The following is a 26,289-nucleotide window of genomic DNA, read 5'->3' as shown; positions in this document are numbered from 1 at the left end:
GTCTCCTTTTAAAGTCAGCTTTACCTTAACATCATTCTTTGCTGGCGCACGCTCTGCCCGACAGGCCACGCTTTATTTGGGAAATTTCACCGTTGGCAGGTAAACTGACGGCAAATTGGATTCCGGGTTCAGGAGATATTATGACCTATCAACAGGCTGGCCGTATCGCCATCCTCAAGCGAGTGGCAGGCTGGGTGCTCTTTTTAGTGGCGCTGCTGTCGACCATTATTTCTGTATTGAGCTTTATGTTTAAGCATAGCGAAAAGCAGCCAGGCATTGATGCCGTCATGCTCGATTTCGTCCACGTCATCGTCGACATGCTGCGCTTTAACACGCCATTCCTGAATGTCTTCTGGCATAACTCGCCGGTACCGGAATTTAACGGTCAGATGAACCTGGGTTTCTGGCTAATCTACATTCTGATTTTTGTCGGGCTGGCGCTGGAGTCGTCAGGCGCGCGGATGGGACGTCAGGCGCGTCACGTCAAAGAAGGCATTGAGGATCAGATGATTCTGGAGCAGGCAAAAGGCAGTGAAGGGCGTAGCCGTCAGCAACTGGAAGAGAAGGTGCGCGTACCTCGCCACACCATCTTCCTGCAGATCTTCCCGCTCTATGTCCTGCCGGTGGTGATTGCGATAGCCGGTTATTTTGCGCTGTCGCTGCTGGGCTTTATCTGACCGCGAGCTTTGTCAGGCCGGTCTGGCCTGACTGGCGCCCAGCGCATCCTCATCCAGCAACTGGCCAATGGCGAACTGTGCATCGCCTGGCCAGTGCCCGCCAAAGACGTTAGCCCGGTTGAGCAGATAGTAGAGCTGGTAGACCGGCAGACGCTGCGAAAAACCATCCGGTAACGGCCACACCGCCTGATAACCGTCGTAAATCTGGCGAGGCAGGTCAGGGTACCAGCTCAGCATAGCTAAATCGCACTCACGGTCGCCCCAGTAACAGGCAGGATCGAACAGCCAGGGGCCACTCTCACTGCTGGCGCAGTTAGCCGGCCAGAGGTCGCCATGCAACAGCGACGGCTGCGGATGATGTGACGCGAGCACCCGCTGCACGCAGGCAACGATCAGCTCTGTATCCCCGTACTGAATTCCCTTTTCCGCTGCCAGTTGCAGCTGCCAGCCAATGCGCTGTTCAGCAAAAAAAACCGACCAGCGGCGCAGCCAGCTATTGGGTTGGGGCGTCGTGGTGATGTTATTGTCGAAATCGAGGCCGAACTGCGTCTGCTCGCTCCACTGATGCAGATGCGCCAGTTGCTGACCGAGCTGATATGCACTCTGCTCATCAAGCGGCTGTGGCCTGATATATTCCAGCAGCAGAAAGCTCTCCTCGCGATGATGACCCACTCCATAGACTTTAGGCACCCGAACCGTGCCGGTGCGCGCCAGCAAATCCAACTGGTCTGCTTCCCAGGTAAAGAGCGACAGCATATCGCGGCTGTTACTTTTGACGAAGACGTCGTGATCACCGTAGCGGATCTGCCAGGTGGGATGGATATCACCCCCCGCGAGGGCGTGACGTTGAGTGATTTCGGCGTTGCCTAACTGCTCGCTTAACAGACGACTAATGGCTGACCACATTGGGCTATCCTCGTTATTCGCTGCGTAAGTTCGATTGTATTGCGTAAATATTCACCAAAAACCGCGCAATTGCACCCTTTATTCTGGCGCTGAGGTGGCAGGGCGATGATCGGCAGCATCGCGCAGATACTCTTCGAAGGTCGTGACGGTCACCTCGGGTTCCTGACCCAGCGCGCTTTCACCGGCCGTAGTGACCTGTTGCCGCAGATCCTCAGCCTCCAGCGTGCTGACGATGCCATAGCTGTTCGTACCGAGTTCATGCGAATGGCCGTCGTCATCTGTCATCGTGGTCGTGAAACCTGCGGCGGTCATTGCGCTGGTCAGCTCCAGGATGTCACTTAAACCCGACTCCTGATAGTGAAAGGTCACGATATAGCGGGTTAAGGTGTTGCTCATGAGGCACCTCCGGGGAAGGGAAACTGAACTGAGCGTAGACCATGGTGAAAAATCAGGCGAATTATGAAGGAGATGCCGTGTGTGTGACGTGATGCATAGCGTAAATTCGTGTCAGGAGCCAGCAGCATAACGTAAAAATCTTCTGCCGTTGCGTCTGGCTTTTCGTTTGGGCAGCACTATAATGCGCGACGTTAATAAGATGAGTCCCAATTAACAGGGGTTGTCAGGGTGATTCCAGGCATTTTGTGTAAGTTAATAATTTTTTACAAAACTTACCGTAAATTGCATTGAATGCCCGGCAAAACGCTTCAGACTCTCCGTTTTTTAAACAGTCGCACGGATCACATTTAATGAAAGCCTATAACAAGCTGTCTGCTGTTCTTTTGCTCTCCGCCGGAGCTTTTTGTCACCAGGCAATGGCCGATAACGCCGTATTTACGTCAATGGATGACCCTTCAACAGCTAAAAAGCCGTTTGAAGGTTCTGCTGCTGCGGGATATCTGGCGCAAACCGGTAACACCACCAGTTCATCAATGACGGCTCAGACCAATATGACCTGGTATCAGTCATCTATGGCTTACAGCTTGTGGGGTAACGCAGCCAACACCTCGTCAAACGACGAGCGCTCTTCTGAAACTTACAACATCGGTGGTCGTTCACGTTACAACCTCAACTCGTATGACTACCTGTTTGGACAGGCGAGCTGGTTAAGCGATCGTTTCAATGGTTACGATTCACGCGACGTGCTGACAGCCGGTTACGGTCGTCAGATTCTGAATGGACCGGTGCACTCGCTGCGTGCGGAATTGGGTCCGGGTGTACGTTATGACGATTATCACGCGGGTGGTCATCAGACCAAAGCGCTGGGCTATGGCGCAGTCAGCTATCAGTGGCAGCTGACCGACACCACTAAATTTATTCAGGGCGTGTCAGTGCTGAGCAGCTTTGGAGAAGACACCACGGTGAACTCTGAAACTGGCCTGCAGGTGGCGATCAACAGCCACTTCGCGCTGAAGCTGGCTTACAACGTCAGCTGGAACAACAATCCGCCGGAATCGGCACCTGATCGTACCGATACCAAAACCTCAATCATGCTCTCTTACGCAATGTAAGCGCATTTTTGCAGCAGCATTCACAGCGGCCTGACAGTGTGTCAGGCCGCTTTTTTTTGATTTCTCCAGGGCTTAGCGAAAAAGGCATGGGTTTTTCTCGCCGGGGAAAACTGCTATCATCAGCCCCGCACTGAAATCCTGGCGACATTCCGACAATGTGGGTCTGATATCACGCCAGGTCACTAATTTTACATTACGTTGCATGTAGGCTTTCGTGTGGCTTACCACTGCAAATAAGGATATGAAATGCCTGTAATTACGCTTCCTGATGGCAGCCAGCGCGTGTTTGACCGCCCTGTCAGTGTGATGGATATTGCGCTGGACATCGGTCCTGGTCTGGCGAAAGCCTGTATCGCTGGCCGTGTTAACGGTGAACTGGTTGATGCTGTTGATCCCATCACTGAAGATGCCGCCGTAGCGATCATTACCGCTAAAGATGAAGCGGGTCTGGAAATCATCCGTCACTCCTGTGCGCACCTGTTAGGGCATGCGATTAAACAGCTGTGGCCGGATACCAAAATGGCGATTGGCCCGGTCATTGATAACGGCTTCTATTATGATGTCGACATCGATCGTACCCTGACCCAGGAAGATATCGACCTGCTGGAAAAACGCATGCATCAGTTGGCTGAAACCAACTACGATGTGGTGAAGAAGAAGGTCAGCTGGCAGGAAGCTCGCGACGTCTTTGCGGCGCGCGGCGAAATTTACAAGACCACCATTCTTGATGAAAACATCAGCCATGACGATAAGCCTGGCCTGTATCATCACGAAGAATATGTCGACATGTGCCGCGGTCCGCACGTGCCGAACATGCGGTTCTGCCATCATTTTAAACTGCAGAAGATCTCCGGTGCCTACTGGCGCGGCGACAGCAACAACAAAATGCTGCAGCGTATTTATGGCACCGCATGGGCAGACAAAAAGCAGTTGGCAGCCTATCTGCAGCGTCTGGAAGAGGCGGCGAAGCGTGACCATCGTAAGATTGGTAAGCAGCTGGATCTCTACCACATGCAGGAAGAAGCACCAGGCATGGTCTTCTGGCATAATGACGGCTGGACCATCTTCCGCGAGCTGGAAGTGTTTGTCCGCAGCAAGTTAAAAGAGTACCAGTACCAGGAAGTTAAAGGTCCATTCATGATGGATCGCGTCCTGTGGGAAAAAACCGGGCACTGGGAAAACTATAAAGAAGCGATGTTCACCACCTCATCTGAGAACCGTGAATATTGCATCAAACCGATGAACTGTCCTGGGCATGTTCAGATCTTTAATCAGGGTCTGAAATCCTACCGTGACCTGCCGCTGCGTATGGCAGAGTTCGGCAGCTGTCACCGTAATGAACCCTCAGGCGCACTGCACGGCCTGATGCGTGTTCGTGGCTTTACCCAGGATGATGCACACGTCTTCTGTACTGAAGAGCAGGTGCGTGACGAAGTGAACAGCTGTATCCGCATGGTTTATGACATGTACAGCACCTTCGGCTTTGAAAAGATTGTGGTGAAGTTATCCACCCGTCCTGAGAAGCGCATTGGTACGGATGAGATGTGGGATCGTGCCGAGGAAGATCTGGCTGCGGCGCTGAACGAAAACAATATTGAGTTTGAGTTCCAGCCAGGCGAAGGCGCGTTCTACGGTCCTAAAATTGAGTTTACTTTGTACGATTGTCTTGATCGCGCCTGGCAGTGCGGAACAGTTCAGCTAGACTTCTCCCTGCCAAAACGCCTTGAAGCAACCTACGTGGGTGAAAACAATGATCGTCAGACGCCAGTGATGATTCACCGTGCGATTCTGGGATCAATGGAGCGTTTCATCGGTATTCTTACCGAAGAATTCGCCGGTTTCTTCCCAACCTGGCTGGCACCGCTGCAAGTCGTGGTAATGAATATTACCGACGGACAAGCAGAATATGTTGAGTCTTTGACGCGTAAGCTGCAGAATGCTGGCATTCGTGTGAAGGCAGACTTGAGAAATGAGAAGATAGGCTTTAAAATCCGCGAGCACACATTACGTCGCGTCCCTTATATGTTGGTCTGCGGTGATAAAGAGGTGGAATCTGGCAAAGTTGCCGTTCGCACCCGCCGTGGTAAAGACCTTGGGTCGATGGATGTCGATGTGTTTGTTGAGAAACTTCAACAAGAGATTCGCAGCCGAAATCTTCAACAATTGGAGGAATAAAGTATTAAAGGCGGAAAACGAGTACTACCGACGCGTCCGAACAAAATCAACAGTGAAATCCGCGCAACTGAAGTGCGCTTAACAGGCATGGATGGCGAGCCGATTGGCATTGTCACATTACGCGAAGCTTTGGAAAAAGCCGAGGAAGCGGGCGGCGACTTAGTCGAAATCAGCCCGAATGCCGAACCGCCGGTCTGCCGCATCATGGATTACGGCAAGTTCCTCTATGAAAAAAGCAAATCTTCTAAGGAACAGAAGAAGAAGCAAAAAGTTATTCAGGTTAAGGAAATCAAATTCCGTCCTGGAACCGATGATGGCGACTATCAGGTCAAACTACGCAACCTGATTCGCTTTCTGGAAGAAGGCGATAAAGCCAAAATCACGCTGCGTTTCCGCGGTCGTGAGATGGCGCACCAGCAGATCGGTATGGAAGTGCTTAACCGCGTCCGTAAAGACCTGTGTGAAGATCTGGATTTGGCCATTGTCGAATCCTTCCCTTCGAAGATCGAAGGCCGCCAGATGATCATGGTGCTCGCTCCTAAGAAGAAACAGTAGGCTTTCAAGTAACACTAACCGCGCAGCGTTCGCGCTGTGCGGTTAACTGTTCGCCTGTCTGGGTCATGTTATTAACAATGCGAAGTGGATATTTTTAAAATGCCAAAGATTAAAACTGTACGTGGTGCGGCTAAGCGCTTCCGCAAGACCGCTTCTGGCGGCTTCAAGCGTAAACACGCAAACCTGCGTCATATTCTGACCAAAAAATCTACTAAGCGTAAACGTCACCTGCGCCCTAAAGGCATGGTGTCAAAAGGCGATCTGGGTCTGGTAATTGCCTGCCTGCCGTACGCATAAGTAATTTTTTCATTAAATCAGAATATTAAACAGGAGAGCTAAATGGCTCGTGTAAAACGTGGTGTAGTTGCTCGCGCACGTCACAAAAAAATCTTAAAACAAGCTAAAGGCTATTACGGTGCACGTTCACGTGTTTACCGCGTTGCCTTCCAGGCTGTTATCAAAGCTGGTCAGTATGCTTACCGTGACCGTCGTCAACGTAAGCGTCAGTTCCGTCAGCTGTGGATCGCGCGTATCAATGCAGCGGCTCGTCAGAACGGCATGTCTTACAGCCGTTTCATCAATGGTCTGAAAAAAGCAGCCATTGAGATTGACCGTAAGATCCTGGCCGACATCGCGGTATTCGATAAAGTGGCATTCTCTGCACTGGTCGAAAAAGCGAAATCAGCCCTGGCGTAAGTCAGATGGAAAAGGGAGCTTGCTCCCTTTTTTATTGCCTGTAACTTACGCAAAAGATTGACATTTCCGGCGCTGAGCATTTCAATAGACCCCCTGTATCGCATGACAAGGTAACCGCAAGCATGAACGCTGCTATTTTCCGTTTCTTTTTTTACTTTAGCGCCTGACATCCAGGGGCTTTTGCGCATAAGAAAAGAAACGAAAAATCGCGCTAAAAGCCTCCCTCGTGGAGGCTTTTTTGTTTCTGGCGCTAGCATATTGGACCGGCAGGTCCCAACGAGAACTGACCAGCCTGACTGGAAAAAGAGGAAACTATGTCCCAACTCGCAGAACTGGTGGCCAGCGCCACGGCGGCCATCGACGGGGCGACGGATATCGCCGCCCTTGACGCGGTGCGCGTCGAATACCTGGGTAAGAAAGGACATCTGACACTGCAGATGACTACGTTACGCGAGCTGCCAGCCGAAGAGCGCCCGGCAGCGGGTGCGGTAATCAATGAAGCGAAGCAGCAGGTCACCGAGCGTCTGAATGCGCGCAAAGATGCCCTGGAAGCTGCGGTGCTGAATGCCCGTCTGGCTGAAGAGACCATTGATGTCTCTCTGCCTGGTCGTCGCATTGAGAATGGCGGCCTGCATCCGGTAACCCGCACCATGGATCGCATTGAGACCTTCTTTGGTGAGTTAGGCTTTGGCGTCGTAACCGGTCCAGAAATTGAAGATGATTACCATAACTTCGATGCGCTGAATATTCCTGCCCATCACCCGGCCCGTGCCGATCACGACACCTTCTGGTTTGACGCCACGCGCCTGCTGCGTACCCAGACGTCCGGCGTGCAGATCCGTACCATGAAGGCTCAGCAGCCGCCGATTCGCATTATTGCGCCAGGCCGCGTCTACCGTAACGATTACGATCAGACCCATACCCCGATGTTCCATCAGATGGAAGGGCTGATTGTGGATAAAAATATCAGCTTTACCAACCTGAAAGGCACGCTGCACGATTTCCTGAACAACTTCTTCGAAGAAGATCTGCAGATTCGTTTCCGTCCTTCCTATTTCCCGTTTACTGAGCCATCAGCAGAAGTAGACGTCATGGGTAAAAACGGCAAGTGGCTGGAAGTGCTGGGTTGCGGCATGGTTCACCCTAACGTGCTGCGTAATGTCGGCATCGATCCGGAAGTCTACTCCGGTTTCGCCTTTGGTATGGGCATGGAGCGTCTGACCATGTTGCGCTACGGCGTGACCGATCTGCGTGCCTTCTTTGAAAATGATTTACGTTTCCTCAAACAATTTAAGTAAGGGCAGGATATCCAATGAAATTCAGTGAACTCTGGTTACGCGAATGGGTAAATCCAGCCCTGGACAGCGCTGCGCTGTCTGAACAAATCACTATGGCCGGTCTGGAAGTTGACGGCGTTGATCCGGTTGCCGGTGCGTTCCACGGCGTCGTGGTCGGGGAAGTGGTGGAGTGCGGCCAGCACCCGAATGCAGACAAGCTGCGTGTGACCAAAATCAATGTGGGCGGCGATCGCCTGCTGGATATCGTCTGTGGCGCGCCGAACTGCCGTCAGGGACTGAAAGTCGCGGTCGCCACCGTCGGCGCCGTGCTGCCAGGTGATTTCAAAATCAAAGCGGCTAAACTGCGTGGCGAGCCGTCTGAAGGCATGCTCTGCTCTTTCTCCGAGCTGGGGATTTCCGACGACCACAACGGCATCATCGAACTGCCAGCCGATGCGCCGATTGGCACCGACATCCGCACCTACCTGCAGCTTGATGACAACACCATTGAAATCAGCGTCACGCCTAACCGCGCTGACTGTCTGGGTCTGATCGGTATCGCCCGTGATGTCGCCGTCCTCAACGGTTTGCCACTGAACGTGCCGGAGATGCAGCCGGTCGCTGCGACGCTGAACGACACTTTCCCGATTCAGGTTGATGCGACAGAAGCCTGTCCACGCTATCTGGGCCGTGTAGTAAAAGGCATAAACGTTGCTGCTGCCACGCCATTGTGGATGAAAGAGAAGCTGCGTCGTTGTGGTATTCGTTCTATCGATCCGGTGGTGGATATCACTAACTACGTTCTGCTGGAGCTGGGTCAGCCGATGCACGCCTTCGATCTCGACCGCATCGACGGCGGTATCGTGGTGCGTATGGCGAAAGAGGGCGAAAAGCTGACGCTGCTGGATGGCACTGAAGCCAGCCTGCAGAGTGATACCTTAGTGATCGCCGATCATCAGAAAGCGCTGGCGATGGCCGGTATCTTTGGTGGCGAACATTCGGGCGTGAACGGCGAAACGCAGAACATCCTGTTCGAGTGCGCTTACTTTGATCCGCTCTCTATTACCGGCCGCGCCCGTCGTCATGGTCTGCATACCGACGCGTCACATCGCTACGAGCGTGGTGTTGATCCGGCGCTGCAACATATCGCGCTGGAGCGTGCTACCCAGCTGCTGCTGTCAATCTGCGGCGGTGAAGCGGGCCCGATCATCGATCAGACCCATCAGGCAGCCCTGCCTGTGCCAGCGACGATCACGCTGCGTCGTGAAAAGCTGGACCGTCTGATTGGCCACGTGATCGCGGATGAGCAGGTGACTGACATTCTGACGCGTCTCGGCTGTGAAGTGACCGTGGGAGAAGGGCAGTGGCAGGCCGTCGCCCCGAGCTGGCGCTTCGATATGGCGATTGAAGAAGATCTGGTTGAAGAAGTGGCTCGTATTTACGGCTACAACAACATTCCGGATGTGCCGGTACAGGCGGGTCTGGTGATGACTCAGCATCGCGAAGCGAATCTGTCGCTGAAGCGCGCGAAAAACCTGCTGGTGGACAAGGGCTATCAGGAAGCGATTACCTATAGTTTCGTCGATCCGAAAATTCAGCAGCTGCTGCACCCGGGTGAAGAGGCGCTGTTGCTGCCGAGCCCAATCTCCAGCGATATGTCGACCATGCGTCTCTCACTCTGGACCGGCCTGCTCAGCGCGGTAGTCTACAACCAGAACCGTCAGCAGAGCCGCGTGCGCCTGTTTGAGAGCGGCTTACGCTTTGTGCCGGATACCCAGGCAGATTTGGGCATCCGTCAGGATCTTATGCTGGCTGGCGTCATCAGCGGTAACCGCGTTGAAGAGCACTGGGATCTGGCGCGTCAGACAGTTGACTTCTATGATTTGAAAGGCGATTTAGAATCGCTGCTCGATTTAACCGGCAAACTGGATGACATCAGCTTCCGTGCTGAAGCGAATCCGGCGTTGCATCCAGGACAGAGCGCGGCGATTTATTTGCATGATGAACATATCGGATTTATCGGCGTGGTTCATCCTGAGCTGGAACGTAAGCTTGATCTTAATGGCCGCACCTTAGTCTTTGAACTGCTTTGGAATAAGGTCGCAGACCGCGTCCTGCCTGACGCGCGCGAGATTTCTCGCTTCCCGGCGAACCGTCGTGATATTGCCGTTGTGGTGGCTGAAAACGTCCCCGCAGCAGATATCATCGCGGAGTGTAAGAAAGTTGGCGTAAATCAGGTAGTTGGCGTAAACTTGTTTGACGTGTACCGCGGTAAGGGCGTTTCTGAGGGCTACAAGAGCCTCGCAATCAGCCTGATTTTGCAGGATACCAGCCGGACACTCGAAGAAGAGGAGATTGCCGCGACCGTTGGCAAATGCGTTGCGGCATTAAAAGAGCGATTCCAGGCAACCTTGAGGGATTGAACCTATGGCGCTTACAAAAGCTGAGATGTCAGAGTACCTGTTTGAGAAACTCGGGCTGAGCAAACGCGATGCCAAAGAGTTAGTAGAGCTGTTTTTCGAAGAGGTACGTCGCGCTTTGGAGAATGGAGAACAGGTAAAACTGTCTGGGTTTGGTAATTTTGACCTGCGTGACAAAAACCAGCGTCCTGGCAGAAACCCGAAAACGGGTGAAGATATTCCGATTACTGCGCGTCGCGTAGTAACGTTCCGCCCAGGACAGAAGCTGAAAAGCCGCGTAGAGAACGCTACACCCAAAGAGACTGACTGAATTTCAGCGTTTCAAAAAGGCCGCGCAAGCGGCCTTTTTTCATGGTTTCAGTACGCAGCAATCCCGCTTCCCGCGCCCGTTAATCTCCCTGACGGCAAAGAGCAAACCGCCTCATCTGCCTTTCTTTTTTCTGCAATCCCTCTACAATCAAATCTCTGTTTTCTCAGCTAATCCCGCTTATGTCTCTGCTCGACCAGCTCGCGCGCCAGGCCGACCAGCGCGGCCAGAAATGGCTTATTGTGTTAGCACTTATGCTCTCTGCACTGCTCTGTCTCAGCCTGTGTGCCGGTGACAGCTGGATCGCGCCCTCAGACTGGTTCACGGAAAGCGGCAGGCTCTTTGTCTGGCAGTTGCGGCTGCCCCGCAGTCTGGCGGTGGTGCTGGTCGGGGCATCGCTGGCGGTATGCGGTGTGGTGATGCAGGCGCTGTTTACAAATCCGCTGGCGGAGCCCGGCCTGCTCGGCGTCTCAAACGGTGCCGGTATTGGCCTGGTGCTCGGCGTGCTGCTGGGCAGCGGCTCGCTGTGGAGCCTTGGGCTGGCGGCGATGGCCGGTGCGCTGATTATTACGCTCATCCTGCTGCATTTTGCCCATCGTCAGCTCTCGGTCACCCGGCTGTTGCTTACCGGCGTGGCGCTGGGGATTATCTGTAGTGCCATCATGACCTGGGCGGTCTACTTCAGCACCAGCCTCGATCTGCGTCAGTTGATGTACTGGATGATGGGCGGATTCAGCGGGATTGACTGGCGCTATGGCTGGATGATGCTGGCGCTGCTGCCGGTGATGCTGGCCCTGGGGGCGACCGGGCAGATTCTTAATCTGCTGGCGCTGGGCGAGACATCTGCCCGCCAGCTCGGACTGTCTCTCTTCTACTGGCGTAACCTGCTGGTGCTCGCCATGGGCTGGCTGGTCGGCATCAGCGTTGCGATGGCCGGTGCTATTGGCTTTATCGGACTGGTGATCCCGCATCTGCTGCGTATGAGCGGCATCAGCGATCACCGCTATCTGCTGCCGGCATCGGCGCTGGCTGGCGCCGGTGTATTACTGGCAGCCGATATTGTGGCTCGTCTGGCGCTGACGTCGGCGGAATTACCGATAGGCGTCGTGACGGCGACACTGGGCGCGCCGCTGTTTATTATTTTACTGGTGAAATCTTCACGCTAGCTTCGGCTGGCGACTCTGCATCCACAACAGCATCCACAACAGGAAACAGCATGAACATTTATCAAACTGAACTGGTTACGCTCGATGGGGAAAAAACCACGCTGTCACAATGGCAGGGCAAGGTACTGCTGGTGGTCAATGTTGCCTCGAAATGTGGTCTGACGCCGCAATATGAAGAGCTGGAGAACCTGCAGAAAGCCTGGCAGGATCAGGGCTTCAGCGTACTCGGTTTTCCCTGCAACCAGTTTCTGGAGCAGGAGCCGGGCAGCAGTGAGGAGATTAAAACCTTCTGCAGCACCACGTATGGCGTCACGTTCCCGATGTTTGCCAAAACCGAGGTGAATGGCGCAGGCCGTCATCCGCTCTATGCTCAGCTGATTGCGGCCCGACCTGACGCGGTGCGCCCGGAAGGCAGCGGCTTTTACGAGCGCATGGAGAGCAAAGGACGCGCGCCGAAAGAGCAGGGCGACATTCTGTGGAACTTCGAAAAATTCCTTATTGGCCGTGACGGCAGCGTGATCCAGCGTTTTGCACCTGACATGACGCCGGAAGATCCGATCATTCTGGAAACCATTAAGCAGGCGCTGGCAAAATAGATGCTGTTGCGCCTGCAACAGGCCGCCGTCCCCGGACGGCTGCTGCCACTGACCGGTGAGCTTGCCGCCGGTCAACTGCTGCACGTGGCAGGCCCGAACGGTGCAGGCAAAAGCACCTTACTCAGTGTGATTGCGGGACTGCAACCCGCCTCCGGCACGGTGCTGCTGGACGAACAGCCGCTGAGTGACTGGAATGGCGCAGCGATGGCCCGGGTTCGCGGCTGGCTGCCTCAGCAGCAGGCACCGCTAAGCCAGATGCCGGTCTGGCACTATTTGCGTCTGCATCTGAAACAGGCGGCGGGGCAGACAGACGATCGCCTCAGCACGCTGCTGAAACGGCTTCAGCTGCAGGATAAGTTATCGCGTTCACTGACCCGGCTCTCCGGTGGTGAATGGCAGCGCGTCAGGCTGGCGGCGGTCTGTGTGCAGGTTGATCCCAACATCAATCCACACGGGCGGCTGCTGATCCTTGATGAACCCATGACCGCGCTGGATATCGCCCAGCAAAAAGCGGTGGACGATCTGATTGCCGACCTGTGCGCGGCGGGCATCAGCGTTATCGCCAGCAGTCACGACCTCAACCACAGCCTGCAACAGGCGGATCGGGTCTGGCTGATGGATAAGGGAGCGTTGATTGCGCAGGGTGAACCGGCTGAGGTTCTGACGCCGCAGGGCCTGACACCGATCTACCAGATTGCTTTCCGGCAGCTTGAACTTGAAGGACGCACGCTGCTGACCGTATTGCCCTGACACTTGCTACCCGGCGGGCTTTACCGCTACATTAAGCCGGTTGCAACTTCTGATAAGGACATTTGGCGATGCGCCTGAGTTTGCTGATTTTAGTTCTGCTGCTGACGGGATGCAGTCATCACGCTCCGCCGATTAATGGCCGTCTTTCCGATTCGATCACCGTGATTGCGGAACTGAACGATCAGCTCGGTAACTGGCGTGGTACGCCTTATCGCTATGGCGGCATGAGTCGTAACGGGGTTGACTGCTCCGGCTTTGTCTATCTGACTTTCCGCGATAAATTTGCGCTGCAACTGCCGCGCACCACCTCAGCTCAAAGCGATATCGGCACCCGAATCAGCAAAGATGAACTGCTGCCAGGCGATCTGGTCTTCTTCAAAACCGGTCGCGGGGAGAATGGCCTGCATGTGGGCATTTATGACACCGATAATGCTTTTATTCATGCCTCAACCAGCCAGGGCGTCATCCGCTCCTCGCTCGACAATGTCTACTGGCGAAAAGTGTTCTGGCAGGCGCGTCGTATTTAAACGCAGGTCCGGGGAATCAGACTTAAGTCCAATTTTAAATAGAGTTAAAACAGAGAGTAAAAGGTTTATTTTAAATGACAGTTATTGAGCGTGAGTTTTAATAAACATAATAAACGCTTATTTAATTCCACTAATAACCGCTGTTTTATCGCTACTATTTGGCTTAAGGGTGATCGCCTGCTGCCAAACGGCAATGGAAGAGTAAAGAAGTTCGTCTCTTCAATGATTTGGCACTATTGCCTGCGCCTGACCATTACTATACGATATCCCCATCGCCGCATATTCTGGCATTAAAATGAAAATTCATCTTTCGGCCGACTATCAGTCGGAAATCTGGTTTTATCCTGTCTGTGATGTTAATGGGCGACTGACCGCTGTCGAGCTGGTCACGCAGTTTGTGCATGAAAGTGCCCCCATCACCCTGCCGCAGGATCTGTTGCTGCCGCAGCTCGATGAGTCGCAGCAGCTGCGCCTGCTGCAAAGTCAGATTGGATTGCTGGAGCAGAATCGCGGCTTTTTTGAAGCGCATTCCGTGTCAGCATTTATACGTATTGATGAAGGCATGGCCCGGACGCTGCTGGCCAGCGAATTAGTGATGCGCAAAATAAAGCAGTTGCCATTCATTCTGTTGAATATCACTGAAACGTTTCCGCAACTAAAACTGGGAAAAAATAATCCCCTGCTGGCAAGCCTGCATGCTGAGTTTAATTTAGCGATTTCTCATTTCGGCGCGGGTAAGACCCCCTCTAATGCGGTCTACGATAATTTATTCAGCTGCATCTGCCTGGACAAAGAGTTTATTCATTCGCTGGCAAAGCGCGCTTCATTCGTGCCATTTATTCAGAGCATTATCGATAATTTCCGCGCCCATTGTGACCGGCTCATTATTTGTGGCATTGATGACGACGTGCTGCTGGATAAAGTCAGCCAGCTGAGCGGTGCTGAGTTTCAGGGTGCGCTCTTCCCGGTGGTAAAATCTGACGCGCTGCATTCGCTGATCTGCGCCGACGATCGTGTGCCATCCGCGCAGCATCCCGGCTGATACTTCCTGTTAATCCCCGCTATCAGCGTTACACTAGAGGACTAACCTTAAGTAACGCTGAGCATCGCATGGGAGAAACAATGTCCTCAGGCAAGGCCTCTTTTGACAACACCTGGTTCCGTGAACTTACCGGGTGTTACACCGCGCTGAACCCCACGCCACTGGCAGGCGGACGCCTGCTGTATCATAACGCACCGCTTGCAGCCTCAATGGGGCTGGATAGCGCGCTCTTTGCCGATAAGGGTCATGCCGTCTGGCACGGTGCCGCACTGCTGCCCGGCATGCAGCCGCTGGCGCAGGTCTACAGCGGCCATCAGTTTGGCGTCTGGGCGGGCCAGCTTGGCGACGGGCGCGGCATTCTGCTGGGTGAGCAGCGTCTGGAGGATGGCAGCAAGCTGGACTGGCATCTCAAGGGCGCAGGCCTGACGCCTTATTCCCGCATGGGGGATGGTCGTGCCGTGATCCGTTCCAGCGTGCGTGAGTTTCTCGCCTCGGAAGCGCTGCATCATCTGGGCATTCCCACTACGCGTGCGCTGACCCTGTCGATAGGTGATGAGCCGGTCTACCGCGAAACAACAGAGCGTGGCGCGATGCTGATGCGCATTTCACCGAGTCATCTGCGTTTCGGTCATTTCGAGCATTTCTTTTACAGCCAGCAGCAGGAGAAAGTGCAGCAACTGGCCGACTACGCCATTCGCCATCACTGGCCGCATCTGGACGCTGAAGCAGACCGCTATCAACAGTGGTTTACCGATATTGTGTTACGCACTGCGCGTCTGATTGCGCTGTGGCAGAGCGTGGGCTTTGCTCATGGAGTGATGAACACGGACAACATGTCGATTCTGGGTCTGACCATCGACTATGGCCCCTTTGGTTTTCTGGATGATTATCAGCCCGACTTCATCTGTAATCACAGCGACTATCAGGGGCGCTACAGCTTTGAAAATCAGCCAATGATCGGTATGTGGAATCTTAACCGGCTGGCACATGCGCTGTCGGGTCTGCTGACCACCGAGCAGTTGCGGACGGCACTGAGCGCCTACGAACCTGAACTGATGCGGGTCTGGGGCGAACGGATGCGGGCGAAACTCGGTCTGCTGACGCAGCAGAGCAGCGATAATGAGATTCTGACCGATTTGCTGGCACTGATGACGCAGGAGCATAGCGATTACACCCTGACGTTCCGCCTGCTTAGTGAGACGCAACAGGCTGACAGCCGTTCACCGCTGCGGGATGAGTTTATCGATCGTGAGGCGTTTGATAGCTGGTATCAGCGCTACCGCAGCCGTCTGATGGATGAGCAGGTCAGCGATGCAGAACGTCAGGCCGTGATGAAGGCGGCCAATCCGGCGGTGATTCTGCGCAACTATCTGGCTCAGCAGGCGATTGAAGAGGCGGAGCGGGGAGAGCAGGGGGCGCTGGCACGTCTGCATCAGGCGTTACAGCAACCCTTTAGCGATCAGACAGCCGCTGAATATCGTCAGCGGCCGCCAGACTGGGGCAAAACCCTGGAAGTGAGCTGCTCCAGCTGATGCAGACTCAGAGGCGGTGAGAAACCGCCTCGGCCAGCAGGGCGAGCACCTTTTCGCTCTCCTGCCAGCCGAGGCAGGGATCGGTAATCGACTTGCCATAGACCAGCGGTTCGCCGCTGACGACTTTCTGATTGCCCTCTTCCAGGAAGCTTTCAATCATCACACCAGCAACGGCCTGCGATCCCGCTTTAATCTGTTCTGCCACCTCTGCCGCGACATCCATCTGACGACGATGCTGCTTCAGGCAGTTACCGTGACTGAAGTCGATCACCAGTTGCTGTGGCAGATTAAATGCCGACAGACTTTCGGCTGCGGCGGCGACATCGCTGGCATGATAGTTAGGCTGTTTGCCGCCACGCAGGATCACATGACCATGCGGGTTGCCGCTGGTCTGATAGATAGTCATCTGGCCCAGCTTATCGGGCGAAAGGAACATGTGGCTGGCGCGCGCGGCGCGAATCGCATCCACGGCAATCTGTACGTTACCATCGGTGCCGTTTTTAAAGCCGACCGGGCAGGAGAGGGCCGATGCCATTTCGCGGTGGATCTGGCTTTCGGTGGTGCGTGCGCCAATCGCGCCCCAGCTAATCAGATCGGCAATAAACTGGCCGATCACCATATCCAGGAATTCCGTGGCGGTAGGCAGGCCCAGCGCGTTGATATCAATCAGCAGCTGGCGGGCGATGCCTATGCCGCGGTTCACATCGTAGCTCCCATCCAGATCCGGATCGGAGATTAAGCCTTTCCAGCCCACTACGGTGCGCGGCTTTTCAAAGTAGGCACGCATCACAATCTCCAGCCGATCTTCATAGCGGCGGCGTAACGCGTTCAGACGCTCAGCATATTCCAGTGCCGCTTTCGGGTCGTGCAGCGAGCAGGGGCCAATCACCACCAGCAGGCGGGGATCTTCACCCGTCAGAATACGGGCAATACGTTTACGGGCAGCGGTGACATTGTCGGCAATTGCCGGAGAGACAGGATGCTCGGCCGCCAGGCTGGCGGGGGTAATCAGACTACCAATGCGTGCGGTACGCAGTTCGTCGGTTTTGTTCATGGGTTTCTCGAAAACGGTTCTTCGCAGCGGTGAAATACCGGGAAGTGATGGTGGTCACAATAAACCATTAGTCTGCGAATTCAACCCGGAATTTAATAATGAAATCAAAAGCGACGGCAGCGCCGCTTTACAGTTCAGCGCCGGTTACCCATCAGTACATGCGGCGAGTCAGGCCCATAATGTCGAGAATTTTGGTCGCAATCTCCTCCACGGAGTAGTTGGTGCTGTTGAGATAGCGGATCTGATGAGTGCGAAACAGCGCTTCCACTTCGCCCACCTCCAGCCGGCACTGACGCATCGAGGCGTAACGGGTATTTTCCGCCCGCTCCTGACGTATCGCAGCCAGCCGTTCCGGGTCGATGGTCAGCCCGAACAGTTTATTCTGATGCGCGCGCAGCGCGGGCGGGAGTTTAAGGTTATCCATATCGTCGGCAATGAATGGATAGTTGGCGGCGCGAATACCAAACTGCATTGCCAGATAGAGGCTGGTGGGTGTTTTGCCACAGCGCGAGACGCCTAACAGAATCACCTGCGCATCTTCCAGCCCGCGCAGCGAGATGCCGTCATCATGCGCCAGGGTGTAATCGATGGCCGCGATACGTGCGTCATATTTACCCAGGTTACTGGCATCCAGTCCATGGGTACGGTGTGCCACCGGCGCGGGCGATAAACCCAGCTCCTGCTGAAGCGGGGCGACCAGCGCCTGGACGATATCCTGACAAAAGCCGTCACTCTGTACGATGATGTCGCGCACTTCCGGCGTCACGATGGAGAAAAAGACCAGCGGCCGGACACCGCTCTGCTGATAGAGCGCGTTAATCTGGGCTTTAACCGCCAGCGCCCGCTGAACATTTTCCACAAACGGCAGCGTCAGGCTGGTGATATTGACCGGAAACTGCGACAGCACCGCATGACCCAGCACTTCAGCCGTAATGGCCGTACCATCGGAGATATAAAAAACGCTTCTGTCAGTTGTCATAACGAAATCAGCCTCAGACAAGAGTGAGCATTCAGCATGGGCCATGCGATTAAATAAATCATCTCTGATTTTAATTTCTGGAATGTCTGTCCGGATTATTTGTCTGTCGTTTCATCATGATACTAAAAATGAAAGGGTGGCTCGTTGAGCCAGCATTCTTTTTAATCCGTCGTTAAGCCGCAAATAGCCACGCAGTTGTTGCGCAACAAAACAGAATGCTTAAGTGGCTGAAAACCTGCCATTTCCTGTGGCATCAATCATTTAGAGAAAAAAGGCGACTTTGCGCAACAGCAAAATAATGCGCTCACAATTCCGAAACTGTGGCTGAAATTCTGCTTTAACGATTCAACAGATCGTTATTGAGAGGGTGATATGCCAGGCTGAAGACAGATTACTCCCTGTGTCCATTCATTGATAATTGATAAAGGATAAGCTCAATGTCCAGTAAAGGCGAACAGCCACTCGTGCTCTGGTATAACCAGCTTGGCATGCATGATGTTGACCGGGTGGGGGGCAAAAATGCCTCTCTGGGTGAAATGATTACTAATCTGTCGTCGCTGGGCGTTTCCGTGCCCAACGGTTTCGCGACCACATCCTACGCCTTTAACCTGTTCCTCGATCAAAGCGGGCTGAATCAGCGCATTTATGCGCTGCTGGATGAGACCGATATTGATGACGTTGATGCGCTGGCAAAAGCGGGTAAGCAGATTCGTCAGTGGGTCGTGGAGACACCGTTCCTGCCCGAGCTGGAGTCCGCCATTCTGGACGCCTATAAGCAGCTTTCTGCTGATGATGATGCCGCGTCGTTTGCCGTACGCTCCTCTGCAACCGCAGAAGATATGCCTGATGCCTCTTTTGCCGGCCAGCAGGAAACCTTCCTGAATGTACAGGGCATCGACGCCGTCATGGTGGCGGTAAAGCATGTCTTCGCCTCGCTGTTTAATGACCGCGCTATCTCCTACCGCGTGCATCAGGGCTATGACCATCGTGGCGTTGCGCTCTCTGCGGGAATACAGCGCATGGTGCGTTCAGACCTGGCCGCCTCGGGTGTGATGTTCACCATTGATACCGAGTCCGGCTTTGATCAGGTGGTCTTTATCACCGCCGCACTGGGGCTGGGGGAAATGGTGGTGCAGGGTGCCGTTAACCCGGATGAGTTCTATGTGCACAAGCCAACCCTGGCAGCCGATCGTCCGTCGATTGTGCGCCGCAATATGGGCTCGAAAAAGGTTCGCATGGTCTATGCCGATTCCCAGGCGCATGGCGAGCAGGTGCGGATCGAAGATGTGCCTGAGGCCGAACGCGACCGTTTCTGCCTGAGCGATGAGGAAGTGCAGGCGCTGGCGAAGCAGGCGGTGCTGATTGAACAGCACTATCAGCGCCCGATGGATATTGAGTGGGCCAAAGATGGGCACACCGGCAAACTGTTTATTGTTCAGGCGCGCCCTGAAACCGTACGTTCAAATGGTCAGGTAATGGAGCGTTATACGCTGCAGGGGCAGGGCAGCGTTGTCGTGGAAGGTCGTGCTATCGGTCATCGTATTGGCGCTGGCGTTGTGAAGGTCATCCACGATATCAGCGAAATGAACCGCATAGAAAAAGGCGATGTGCTGGTGACCGACATGACCGACCCGGACTGGGAACCGATCATGAAAAAGGCGTCAGCGATTGTAACTAACCGCGGCGGACGGACCTGTCATGCTGCGATCATCGCGCGTGAGCTGGGCATTCCGGCAGTGGTGGGCTGTGGCGATGCCACTGACCGGCTGAAAGAGGGGCATAACGTCACGGTCTCATGTGCCGAAGGTGATACCGGCTACGTTTATGATCAACTGCTCGACTTCGACGTCACCAGTTCGCAGGTCGATTCACTGCCTGAACTGCCGCTGAAGATCATGATGAACGTGGGCAACCCCGATCGCGCCTTTGATTTCGCCTGTCTGCCTAACGAAGGCGTGGGTCTGGCGCGGCTGGAATTTATCATTAACCGTATGATCGGCGTCCACCCTAAAGCGCTGCTGGAGTTTGACCAACAGACGCCGGAGCTGCAGCAGCAGATCCGTAAAATGATGAAAGGATTTGATGATCCGGTGGAGTTTTACATCGCTCGCCTGACTGAAGGAATTGCCACGCTTGGCGCCGCTTTTGCGCCGAAACGCGTAATTGTCCGACTTTCTGACTTTAAAACCAATGAATATGCCAACCTGGTGGGTGGAGAACGCTACGAGCCGGAAGAGGAAAACCCGATGCTGGGATTCCGGGGTGCGGGTCGCTATGTCGCTGACAGCTTCCGGGACTGCTTTGCACTGGAGTGCGAAGCGGTGAAACGTGTTCGCAACGAGATGGGCCTGACAAACGTCGAGATTATGGTTCCGTTTGTGCGCACCGTTGAGCAGGCGAAGGCTGTGGTGGAAGAGCTGGGGCGTCAGGGACTGAAGCGCGGCGAGAACGGGCTGAAGATCATTATGATGTGCGAGATCCCGTCCAATGCCCTGCTGGCGGATCAGTTCCTGGAGCATTTCGATGGCTTCTCTATTGGCTCAAACGACATGACTCAGCTGACGCTGGGGCTGGACCGCGACTCTGGCGTCGTCTCCGCGCTGTTTGACGAGCGTAACGAAGCCGTGAAGATGCTGCTTTCAATGGCGATAAGGGCGGCGAAGCAGAAGGGGAAATATGTCGGAATCTGCGGGCAGGGACCGTCAGACCATCAGGATTTCGCCGCATGGCTGATGGAAGAGGGCATCGACAGTCTGTCACTGAACCCGGACACGGTGGTGGAGACCTGGGTGAGTCTGGCACAGTTAAATAAAACAGCCTGATACGGGTTGTTAGCACTCTTCAGGGCCCGCTATGCGGGCCTTTTCTGTTTATATCTGGTCAGATTCAGGCAAAAAAAAAGCCCATCACAGGGGATGGGCAAAGACTACACACAGCAATTCTTTACTCTACTCAGGGGAATGATATTGTCTGAAAATCATCAGGTTGATTTCGAACATAGGAAACATGTTATTCATACGGCTGGCTGTCGTCTTTAAGAATCCTCTTATTAGTTTAAAGCCAATAATCTTTTGTGACCTTTACTTCGCCATTTGGCTTAAGAAACAGTGCAGAAAGTAATCTTTTTTGGCCCGAAAAGGTCACTTTTAGGCCAAAGGTGGCTTTTTTCTTAAAAATCGCTAATGGAAAACAGAATTTATCTGATCTGAGAGAAGGGGTGCGGTTAATCATCATTAACCGCACTAATCAATGCTTATGGGGGCTAGCGGCGCAGCGGGTTATTGCATCTCATCATACAGCAGGCGGGGTATCATCGTGATCCGCCAGGGCATCAGCCACGGCCAGTTGGTCACTATCCGGGGCAGGCGCTTCATGAACCCAGACGGAAACCAGACGGTAGGAGACCGCCAGAACCACCGGCCCGATAAACAGACCAATCATCCCGAACGCAAACAGTCCACCAATAACACCAGAAAGAATCAGGATCATTGGCAGATCGGCACCCATACGGATCAGCATCGGGCGCAGCACGTTATCCATCGTGCCGACCACACAGCTCCAGACCAGCAGCACCGTTCCCCATGTCGTATCTCCGCTCCAGTAGAGGTAGATAATGGCGGGAACCAGCACCAGTAGCGGGCCGAGCTGTACCAGACAGCAGAGGATCATCAGTACCGTCAACAGCGTGGCGTAAGGAATGCCGGAGATCGCCAGACCGATACCGCCCAGCACGCCCTGCACCAGCGCCGTCACCACTACGCCAAGCGCCACGGCACGAATGGACTGCGCCGCCAGCAGTACGGCGGCATCACCGCGCCGTCCCGCCATGCGGAAAGCAAAGTGACGAATGCCCTGGGCAGCCTGTTCGCCACGCCAGTAAAGCAGCACGCTGAACAGTAACATCACGCCCAGATGGATCATAAAGCGTCCGAAATGACCGGCCTGCGCGACAAAAAAGCCGGTGGTACGGCCGATATAGGGCTGTATTTTTGCCATGACGCCGGCACCGCCGCTTGCTACCAGCGTGTCATAACTGACATAAAGCTTTTTGCCGACCATCGGTACATCGTTGAGCCATAACAGTCGCGGCATCATATGCCCCTGGGTGACCCAGGCAATCACCGGCGCGCTGTTATCAATCAGGCTGCTGACCAGCAGGGCGATAGGGATAATAAACAGCAGCAGCAGAAGCAGTGTCATCACGATCACCGCCAGAGAACGGCGTCCCCATAACAGTCGCTGGAATTTCAGCATCAATGGCCAGGTGGCAATCACCACCATGCTGGCCCAGGCAAAGCCCAGAATAAACGGCTGCACGACCCATAAACAGGCGACAATCAGCAGCAGAATGAACATCAGGGTGAAGAGTATTTGCGGTAAATCCATATCCCGGTACTGGCTTTTCATCATTGACTCATAACCTCGTCTTAATCCTTCATTTTCAGGCATTCGGATGCCCGTTTTTATCATGATCTATTTGCTGAGGTTTAAACAGAGTCGCGGAGAAAGGTTTTTGCCTTTTCTGAAAAAAGGGCAGGCGCAGGAAAAATATGATAAAACGAGAAATCGCTAATCTATAAACGCAAACGTTTACAACACCTTCGGTCAGACAATCATGATCCCACAGATTTCGCAGGCACCGGGCCTCGTTCAACTGGTGCTGACGTTCCTTGAGTCGTTGAAAGAGCAGGGTTTTACCGGTGACATGGCAACCAGCTATGCCGATCGTCTCTCACTCTCCACCGATAACAGCATCTATCAATTGCTGCCCGACGCGGCGCTCTTTCCGCGCTCGACTGCGGATGTTGCGCTGCTCGCCCGCGTGGCCGGAGAAGCGCGCTTTGCCAGTCTGGTATTTACCCCGCGCGGCGGCGGTACCGGTACCAACGGTCAGTCGCTGAATCAGGGGATTGTGGTGGATATGTCGCGCTACATGAACCGTATCCTGGAGATCAATACGGATGAGGGCTGGGTGCGGGTTGAAGCGGGGGTGATCAAAGATCAGCTTAACGCCTGGCTGAAGCCATTCGGCTTTTTCTTCTCGCCGGAGTTATCCACCAGTAACCGTGCCACGCTGGGCGGCATGATTAATACCGATGCGTCCGGCCAGGGCTCACTGGTCTATGGCAAAACCTCGGACCATGTGCTGGGCCTGCGCGCCGTGCTGCTGGGCGGCGATATCCTTGATACGCGTCCAATGGCCACCGCGCTGGCTGAAACCCTGGCGCAGACGGCGACGCCCGAAGGCCGGCTCTATCAGCAGGTGCTGACGCGCTGCCGCGAGCATCGTGCGCTGATTCTGGAAAAGTTTCCAAAGCTGAATCGGTTCCTGACCGGATATGACCTGCGCCATGTCTTCAGCGACGATATGCAAACCTTTGACCTGACGCGCCTGCTGTGCGGCGCAGAGGGCACGCTGGCCTTTGTCACGGAAGCGCGGCTTGATATCACGCCGCTGCCTAAAGCGCGCCGACTGGTGAATATCAAATATGACTCCTTTGACTCCGCCCTGCGCAATGCGCCTTTGATGGTGGAAGCGCAGGCGCTCTCCGTAGAGACCGTTGACTCTAAGGTGCTGAACCTGGCGCGCGAAGACATTGTCTGGCACTCGGTGCGCGAATTGATCGCCGATGTACCCGACAAAGAGATGCTGGGTCTGAATATTGTTGAGTTTGCCGGTGACAACGCCGCGCTGATCGATCAGCAGATTGAACAGCTTTGTGGCCGCCTTGACGCACTGATGGCGCAGCAGCAGGGCGGCGTGATTGGCTATCAGTTCTGTAACGACCTGGATGGCATTGAACGCATCTATAACATGCGTAAAAAAGCGGTGGGTCTGTTGGGAAATGCCAAAGGCCGGGCTAAACCGATTCCCTTTGTGGAAGATACCGCGGTTCCACCGGAAAAACTGGCGGACTACATCGTCGAGTTTCGCGCGCTGCTCGACAGCCACGGGCTGAGCTACGGCATGTTTGGTCACGTTGATGCAGGTGTACTGCATGTGCGTCCGGCGCTGGATATGTGCGATCCGCAGCAGGAGATGATGATGAAGCAGATCTCCGACGAAGTCGTAGCGCTGACAGCGCGCTACGGCGGTCTGCTGTGGGGTGAACATGGCAAAGGGTTTCGAGCCCAGTACAGTCCGGCATTCTTCGGTGAGACGCTGTTTAACGAATTGCGCCGCATCAAAGCGGCCTTTGATCCGCTCAATCGCCTGAACCCGGGCAAGATCTGTACGCCATACAACAGTAATGATGAAATGATGCAGGTCGATGCGGTGAAGCGCGGAACCTATGATCGTCAGATCCCGTTAACGGTCCGGGATGAATGGCGAGGCGCGATGGAGTGTAACGGCAACGGTTTGTGTTTTAACTTTGATGCCCGCAGCCCGATGTGTCCCTCCATGAAGATCACCCGCAACCGCATTCACTCGCCCAAAGGGCGGGCAACGCTGACGCGGGAGTGGCTGCGGCTGCTGGCCGGGCAGGGCGTCGATCCGCTCACCCTGGAAAAGCAGCTGCCTGAAAATCGGCTGTCGCTTCGCACCCTGATTGCCCGTACCCGCAATAGCTGGCACGCCAGCAAAGGGGAGTATGACTTCTCGCACGAGGTGAAAGAGGCGATGTCGGGCTGTCTGGCCTGCAAAGCCTGCTCTACCCAGTGTCCGATTAAAATTGACGTGCCCGCTTTCCGCTCGCGCTTCTTACAGCTCTACCACACCCGTTATCTGCGTCCGGTCAGCGATCACCTGGTGGCTGCAGTGGAGGGCTACGCGCCGCTGATGGCAAAAGCACCGAAAGTGTTTAACTTCTTTCTGCGCCAGCCGTGGCTGAAAGAGATAAGTAAAACCCATATCGGTATGGTCGATCTGCCGCTGCTTTCGGCCCCAAATCTGAAACAGCAGCTCAGTGGTCATCCCGCCATGAACATGACGCTGGAGCAGCTGGAAGGGCTGTCAGCCGCTGAACGCGCAAACTGTGTGCTGGTGGTGCAGGATCCTTTTACCAGCTTCTATGAGGCGCAGCTGGTTAACGATTTTGTCAGGCTGATTGAGAAACTGGGCTACCGGCCCGTGCTCCTGCCATTCTCGCCAAATGGCAAAGCGCAACATGTGAAAGGTTTCCTGCACCGTTTCGCCCGCACGGCATCCCGCACCGCCGATTTCCTGAATCGGGTGGCAAAACTGGGGTTGCCCATGGTCGGCGTCGATCCGGCCACGGTGCTCTGCTATCGCGATGAGTATCGTCAGACGCTGGGCGAATCACGCGGCGACTTTAACGTCCTGCTGGTACATGAGTGGTTAGAGCGTGCACTGGCAGAGCGTGACGTGCAGGCCACGGGCGGAGAATCCTGGTATCTGTTTGCACACTGCACCGAGGTGACCGCGCTGCCCTCCACACCGAATCAGTGGCAGGCGATCTTCTCCCGTTTTGGCGCGAAGCTGGAGAACATCAATGTTGGCTGCTGCGGTATGGCTGGCACCTACGGTCACGAAAGTAAGAACCTTGAAAACTCGCTGGGGATCTACGCGCTCTCCTGGCATCCCCAGCTTCAGCGACTGCCACGCCAGCGCTGCCTGGCCACTGGCTATTCGTGCCGCAGTCAGGTCAAGCGTGTAGAGGGCAACGGAATGCGTCATCCGCTTCAGGCATTGTTAGAGCTAATGTAAAAAAATTGTGCGCGACGTCACGCCCTGGCTGGATTAGAATATCCAGCCTGCGTGACGCATGAAGTCACTTTGCAGCGCAGTGGCCTGGTTCCACTCCCCGACCATTGCCAGTTGATGGCAGAGGCGGGTCAGGGACAATCGCGCCAGTTGATAAGCCTGAAGGCGAAACAGGCGATCGCGATCGCTGTTTCCCATCTCCTGCACCAGTCGGTGATGCAGTTTACCCATGGCATGCAGGTAACTCTGGTCGTCACCGTTCAACTGGCAGATTTCTGCCATATCCTGACAGGCATCGTTAAACTGACGTAGCTGATGAATCGTGCAGTCGGCCCGGTCGAGCTTTGCCTGCGCCATATAAAAGTCGACGGTGATATCACGCACCGCAAACTGATATTCGTCGATTTTGTGCTGCAGCCAGGCTGAGACAGAAAGCGTCATAACGCCACCCTGAAT

The 26,289-nt window shown here is 54.6% G+C and carries 24 protein-coding genes, 1 other RNA gene and 1 other annotated feature; of the genes, 18 read left to right on the top strand and 7 right to left on the bottom strand.

Annotated features, from left to right (window positions below):
* Positions 1 to 140: 140 nt before the first annotated feature.
* Positions 141 to 677: a YniB family protein gene (locus HFD95_RS02285; protein WP_010245694.1), complete on the top strand. Its 537-nt coding sequence runs from the start codon at positions 141 to 143 to the stop codon at positions 675 to 677.
* Positions 678 to 689: 12 nt separating this feature from the next.
* On the opposite strand, the gene HFD95_RS02280 is transcribed toward HFD95_RS02285, so the two are convergent.
* Both HFD95_RS02280 and ghoS read right to left on the bottom strand, forming a co-directional pair.
* Positions 690 to 1,583: a fructosamine kinase family protein gene (locus tag HFD95_RS02280; protein WP_033757473.1), complete on the bottom strand. Its 894-nt coding sequence runs from the start codon at positions 1,581 to 1,583 to the stop codon at positions 690 to 692.
* Between the two features lie 78 nt (positions 1,584 to 1,661).
* Positions 1,662 to 1,979 carry a type V toxin-antitoxin system endoribonuclease antitoxin GhoS gene (gene ghoS / locus HFD95_RS02275; protein ID WP_167429780.1) on the bottom strand — a complete coding sequence of 106 codons (318 nt, stop codon included), beginning with the start codon at positions 1,977 to 1,979 and terminating at the stop codon, positions 1,662 to 1,664.
* A gap of 350 nt (positions 1,980 to 2,329) precedes the next feature.
* Between ghoS and HFD95_RS02270 the strand changes: the two genes are divergently transcribed.
* The 15 genes from HFD95_RS02270 (at position 2,330) to HFD95_RS02200 (ending at position 16,134) form a co-directional block, all read left to right on the top strand.
* Positions 2,330 to 3,091, top strand: coding sequence for a YdiY family protein (locus HFD95_RS02270; protein WP_031590484.1), 762 nt, complete (start codon positions 2,330 to 2,332; stop codon positions 3,089 to 3,091).
* A gap of 246 nt (positions 3,092 to 3,337) precedes the next feature.
* The gene (gene thrS / locus HFD95_RS02265) at positions 3,338 to 5,266 is read left to right on the top strand and encodes a threonine--tRNA ligase (protein WP_010245687.1); all 1,929 of its coding nucleotides are present in this window, start codon (positions 3,338 to 3,340) and stop codon (positions 5,264 to 5,266) included.
* Between the two features lie 3 nt (positions 5,267 to 5,269).
* Positions 5,270 to 5,821, top strand: a complete 552-nt coding sequence (gene infC / locus HFD95_RS02260) for a translation initiation factor IF-3 (RefSeq protein ID WP_029519030.1) — start codon at positions 5,270 to 5,272, stop codon at positions 5,819 to 5,821.
* 99 nt (positions 5,822 to 5,920) lie between these two features.
* Positions 5,921 to 6,118, top strand: a complete 198-nt coding sequence (rpmI, locus tag HFD95_RS02255) for a 50S ribosomal protein L35 (protein ID WP_010245683.1) — start codon at positions 5,921 to 5,923, stop codon at positions 6,116 to 6,118.
* Between the two features lie 42 nt (positions 6,119 to 6,160).
* Positions 6,161 to 6,517 (top strand): 50S ribosomal protein L20, encoded by a 357-nt coding sequence (rplT, locus tag HFD95_RS02250; RefSeq protein ID WP_003853267.1) that lies wholly within the window; start codon positions 6,161 to 6,163, stop codon positions 6,515 to 6,517.
* Positions 6,518 to 6,634: 117 nt separating this feature from the next.
* Positions 6,635 to 6,760: a sequence feature (Phe leader region), on the top strand.
* Positions 6,640 to 6,684 carry a pheST operon leader peptide PheM gene (pheM, locus tag HFD95_RS02245; protein WP_106120997.1) on the top strand — a complete coding sequence of 15 codons (45 nt, stop codon included), beginning with the start codon at positions 6,640 to 6,642 and terminating at the stop codon, positions 6,682 to 6,684. Its footprint overlaps the feature before it by 45 nt.
* A gap of 71 nt (positions 6,761 to 6,831) precedes the next feature.
* Positions 6,832 to 7,815 carry a phenylalanine--tRNA ligase subunit alpha gene (gene pheS / locus HFD95_RS02240; protein ID WP_010245680.1) on the top strand — a complete coding sequence of 328 codons (984 nt, stop codon included), beginning with the start codon at positions 6,832 to 6,834 and terminating at the stop codon, positions 7,813 to 7,815.
* 14 nt (positions 7,816 to 7,829) lie between these two features.
* Positions 7,830 to 10,217: a phenylalanine--tRNA ligase subunit beta gene (pheT, locus tag HFD95_RS02235; protein WP_167429779.1), complete on the top strand. Its 2,388-nt coding sequence runs from the start codon at positions 7,830 to 7,832 to the stop codon at positions 10,215 to 10,217.
* 4 nt (positions 10,218 to 10,221) lie between these two features.
* Positions 10,222 to 10,524, top strand: coding sequence for an integration host factor subunit alpha (gene ihfA / locus HFD95_RS02230; RefSeq protein WP_003853259.1), 303 nt, complete (start codon positions 10,222 to 10,224; stop codon positions 10,522 to 10,524).
* 179 nt (positions 10,525 to 10,703) lie between these two features.
* The gene (gene btuC, locus HFD95_RS02225) at positions 10,704 to 11,687 is read left to right on the top strand and encodes a vitamin B12 ABC transporter permease BtuC (RefSeq protein WP_033771623.1); all 984 of its coding nucleotides are present in this window, start codon (positions 10,704 to 10,706) and stop codon (positions 11,685 to 11,687) included.
* A gap of 50 nt (positions 11,688 to 11,737) precedes the next feature.
* A complete protein-coding gene (locus HFD95_RS02220; protein ID WP_010670029.1) occupies positions 11,738 to 12,283 on the top strand; it encodes a glutathione peroxidase in 546 nt (181 codons plus the stop codon).
* Entirely contained in the window at positions 12,284 to 13,033 is a 750-nt protein-coding gene (gene btuD / locus HFD95_RS02215; RefSeq protein ID WP_167429778.1) for a vitamin B12 ABC transporter ATP-binding protein BtuD, read from the top strand.
* Positions 13,034 to 13,101: 68 nt separating this feature from the next.
* The gene (locus HFD95_RS02210; protein WP_033779295.1) at positions 13,102 to 13,560 is read left to right on the top strand and encodes a C40 family peptidase; all 459 of its coding nucleotides are present in this window, start codon (positions 13,102 to 13,104) and stop codon (positions 13,558 to 13,560) included.
* A 295-nt stretch (positions 13,561 to 13,855) separates the two neighbouring features.
* Positions 13,856 to 14,602: an EAL domain-containing protein gene (locus HFD95_RS02205; protein ID WP_033757480.1), complete on the top strand. Its 747-nt coding sequence runs from the start codon at positions 13,856 to 13,858 to the stop codon at positions 14,600 to 14,602.
* An 80-nt stretch (positions 14,603 to 14,682) separates the two neighbouring features.
* Positions 14,683 to 16,134, top strand: a complete 1,452-nt coding sequence (locus HFD95_RS02200; RefSeq protein ID WP_010245658.1) for a YdiU family protein — start codon at positions 14,683 to 14,685, stop codon at positions 16,132 to 16,134.
* A gap of 7 nt (positions 16,135 to 16,141) precedes the next feature.
* On the opposite strand, the gene HFD95_RS02195 is transcribed toward HFD95_RS02200, so the two are convergent.
* Together HFD95_RS02195 and HFD95_RS02190 are read right to left on the bottom strand one after the other, a co-directional pair.
* Entirely contained in the window at positions 16,142 to 17,188 is a 1,047-nt protein-coding gene (locus HFD95_RS02195) for a 3-deoxy-7-phosphoheptulonate synthase (protein WP_010670032.1), read from the bottom strand.
* A 151-nt stretch (positions 17,189 to 17,339) separates the two neighbouring features.
* A complete protein-coding gene (locus tag HFD95_RS02190) occupies positions 17,340 to 18,167 on the bottom strand; it encodes a pyruvate, water dikinase regulatory protein (protein ID WP_010245652.1) in 828 nt (275 codons plus the stop codon).
* Between the two features lie 437 nt (positions 18,168 to 18,604).
* On the opposite strand from HFD95_RS02190, the gene ppsA reads away from it, so the two are divergent.
* Entirely contained in the window at positions 18,605 to 20,989 is a 2,385-nt protein-coding gene (gene ppsA, locus HFD95_RS02185) for a phosphoenolpyruvate synthase (protein ID WP_010245649.1), read from the top strand.
* A 69-nt stretch (positions 20,990 to 21,058) separates the two neighbouring features.
* Here ppsA and rprA read toward each other — a convergent pair.
* Both rprA and ydiK read right to left on the bottom strand, forming a co-directional pair.
* An RNA gene (gene rprA, locus HFD95_RS02180) (antisense sRNA RprA) lies at positions 21,059 to 21,166 on the bottom strand.
* A 292-nt stretch (positions 21,167 to 21,458) separates the two neighbouring features.
* The gene (gene ydiK, locus HFD95_RS02175) at positions 21,459 to 22,577 is read right to left on the bottom strand and encodes an AI-2E family transporter YdiK (RefSeq protein WP_010670033.1); all 1,119 of its coding nucleotides are present in this window, start codon (positions 22,575 to 22,577) and stop codon (positions 21,459 to 21,461) included.
* 205 nt (positions 22,578 to 22,782) lie between these two features.
* On the opposite strand from ydiK, the gene HFD95_RS02170 reads away from it, so the two are divergent.
* Positions 22,783 to 25,836, top strand: a complete 3,054-nt coding sequence (locus tag HFD95_RS02170) for an FAD-binding and (Fe-S)-binding domain-containing protein (protein WP_167429777.1) — start codon at positions 22,783 to 22,785, stop codon at positions 25,834 to 25,836.
* A 33-nt stretch (positions 25,837 to 25,869) separates the two neighbouring features.
* Here the strand turns inward: HFD95_RS02170 and HFD95_RS02165 are convergent, their stop codons facing one another.
* Positions 25,870 to 26,274 (bottom strand): hypothetical protein, encoded by a 405-nt coding sequence (locus HFD95_RS02165; RefSeq protein WP_010670035.1) that lies wholly within the window; start codon positions 26,272 to 26,274, stop codon positions 25,870 to 25,872.
* Positions 26,275 to 26,289 lie beyond the last annotated feature (15 nt).

The organism is Pantoea sp. EKM10T, assembly GCF_011800685.1.
Taxonomy (GTDB): Bacteria; Pseudomonadota; Gammaproteobacteria; order Enterobacterales; family Enterobacteriaceae; genus Pantoea; species Pantoea agglomerans.
This window is presented reverse-complemented; position numbering and strand designations above follow the sequence as displayed.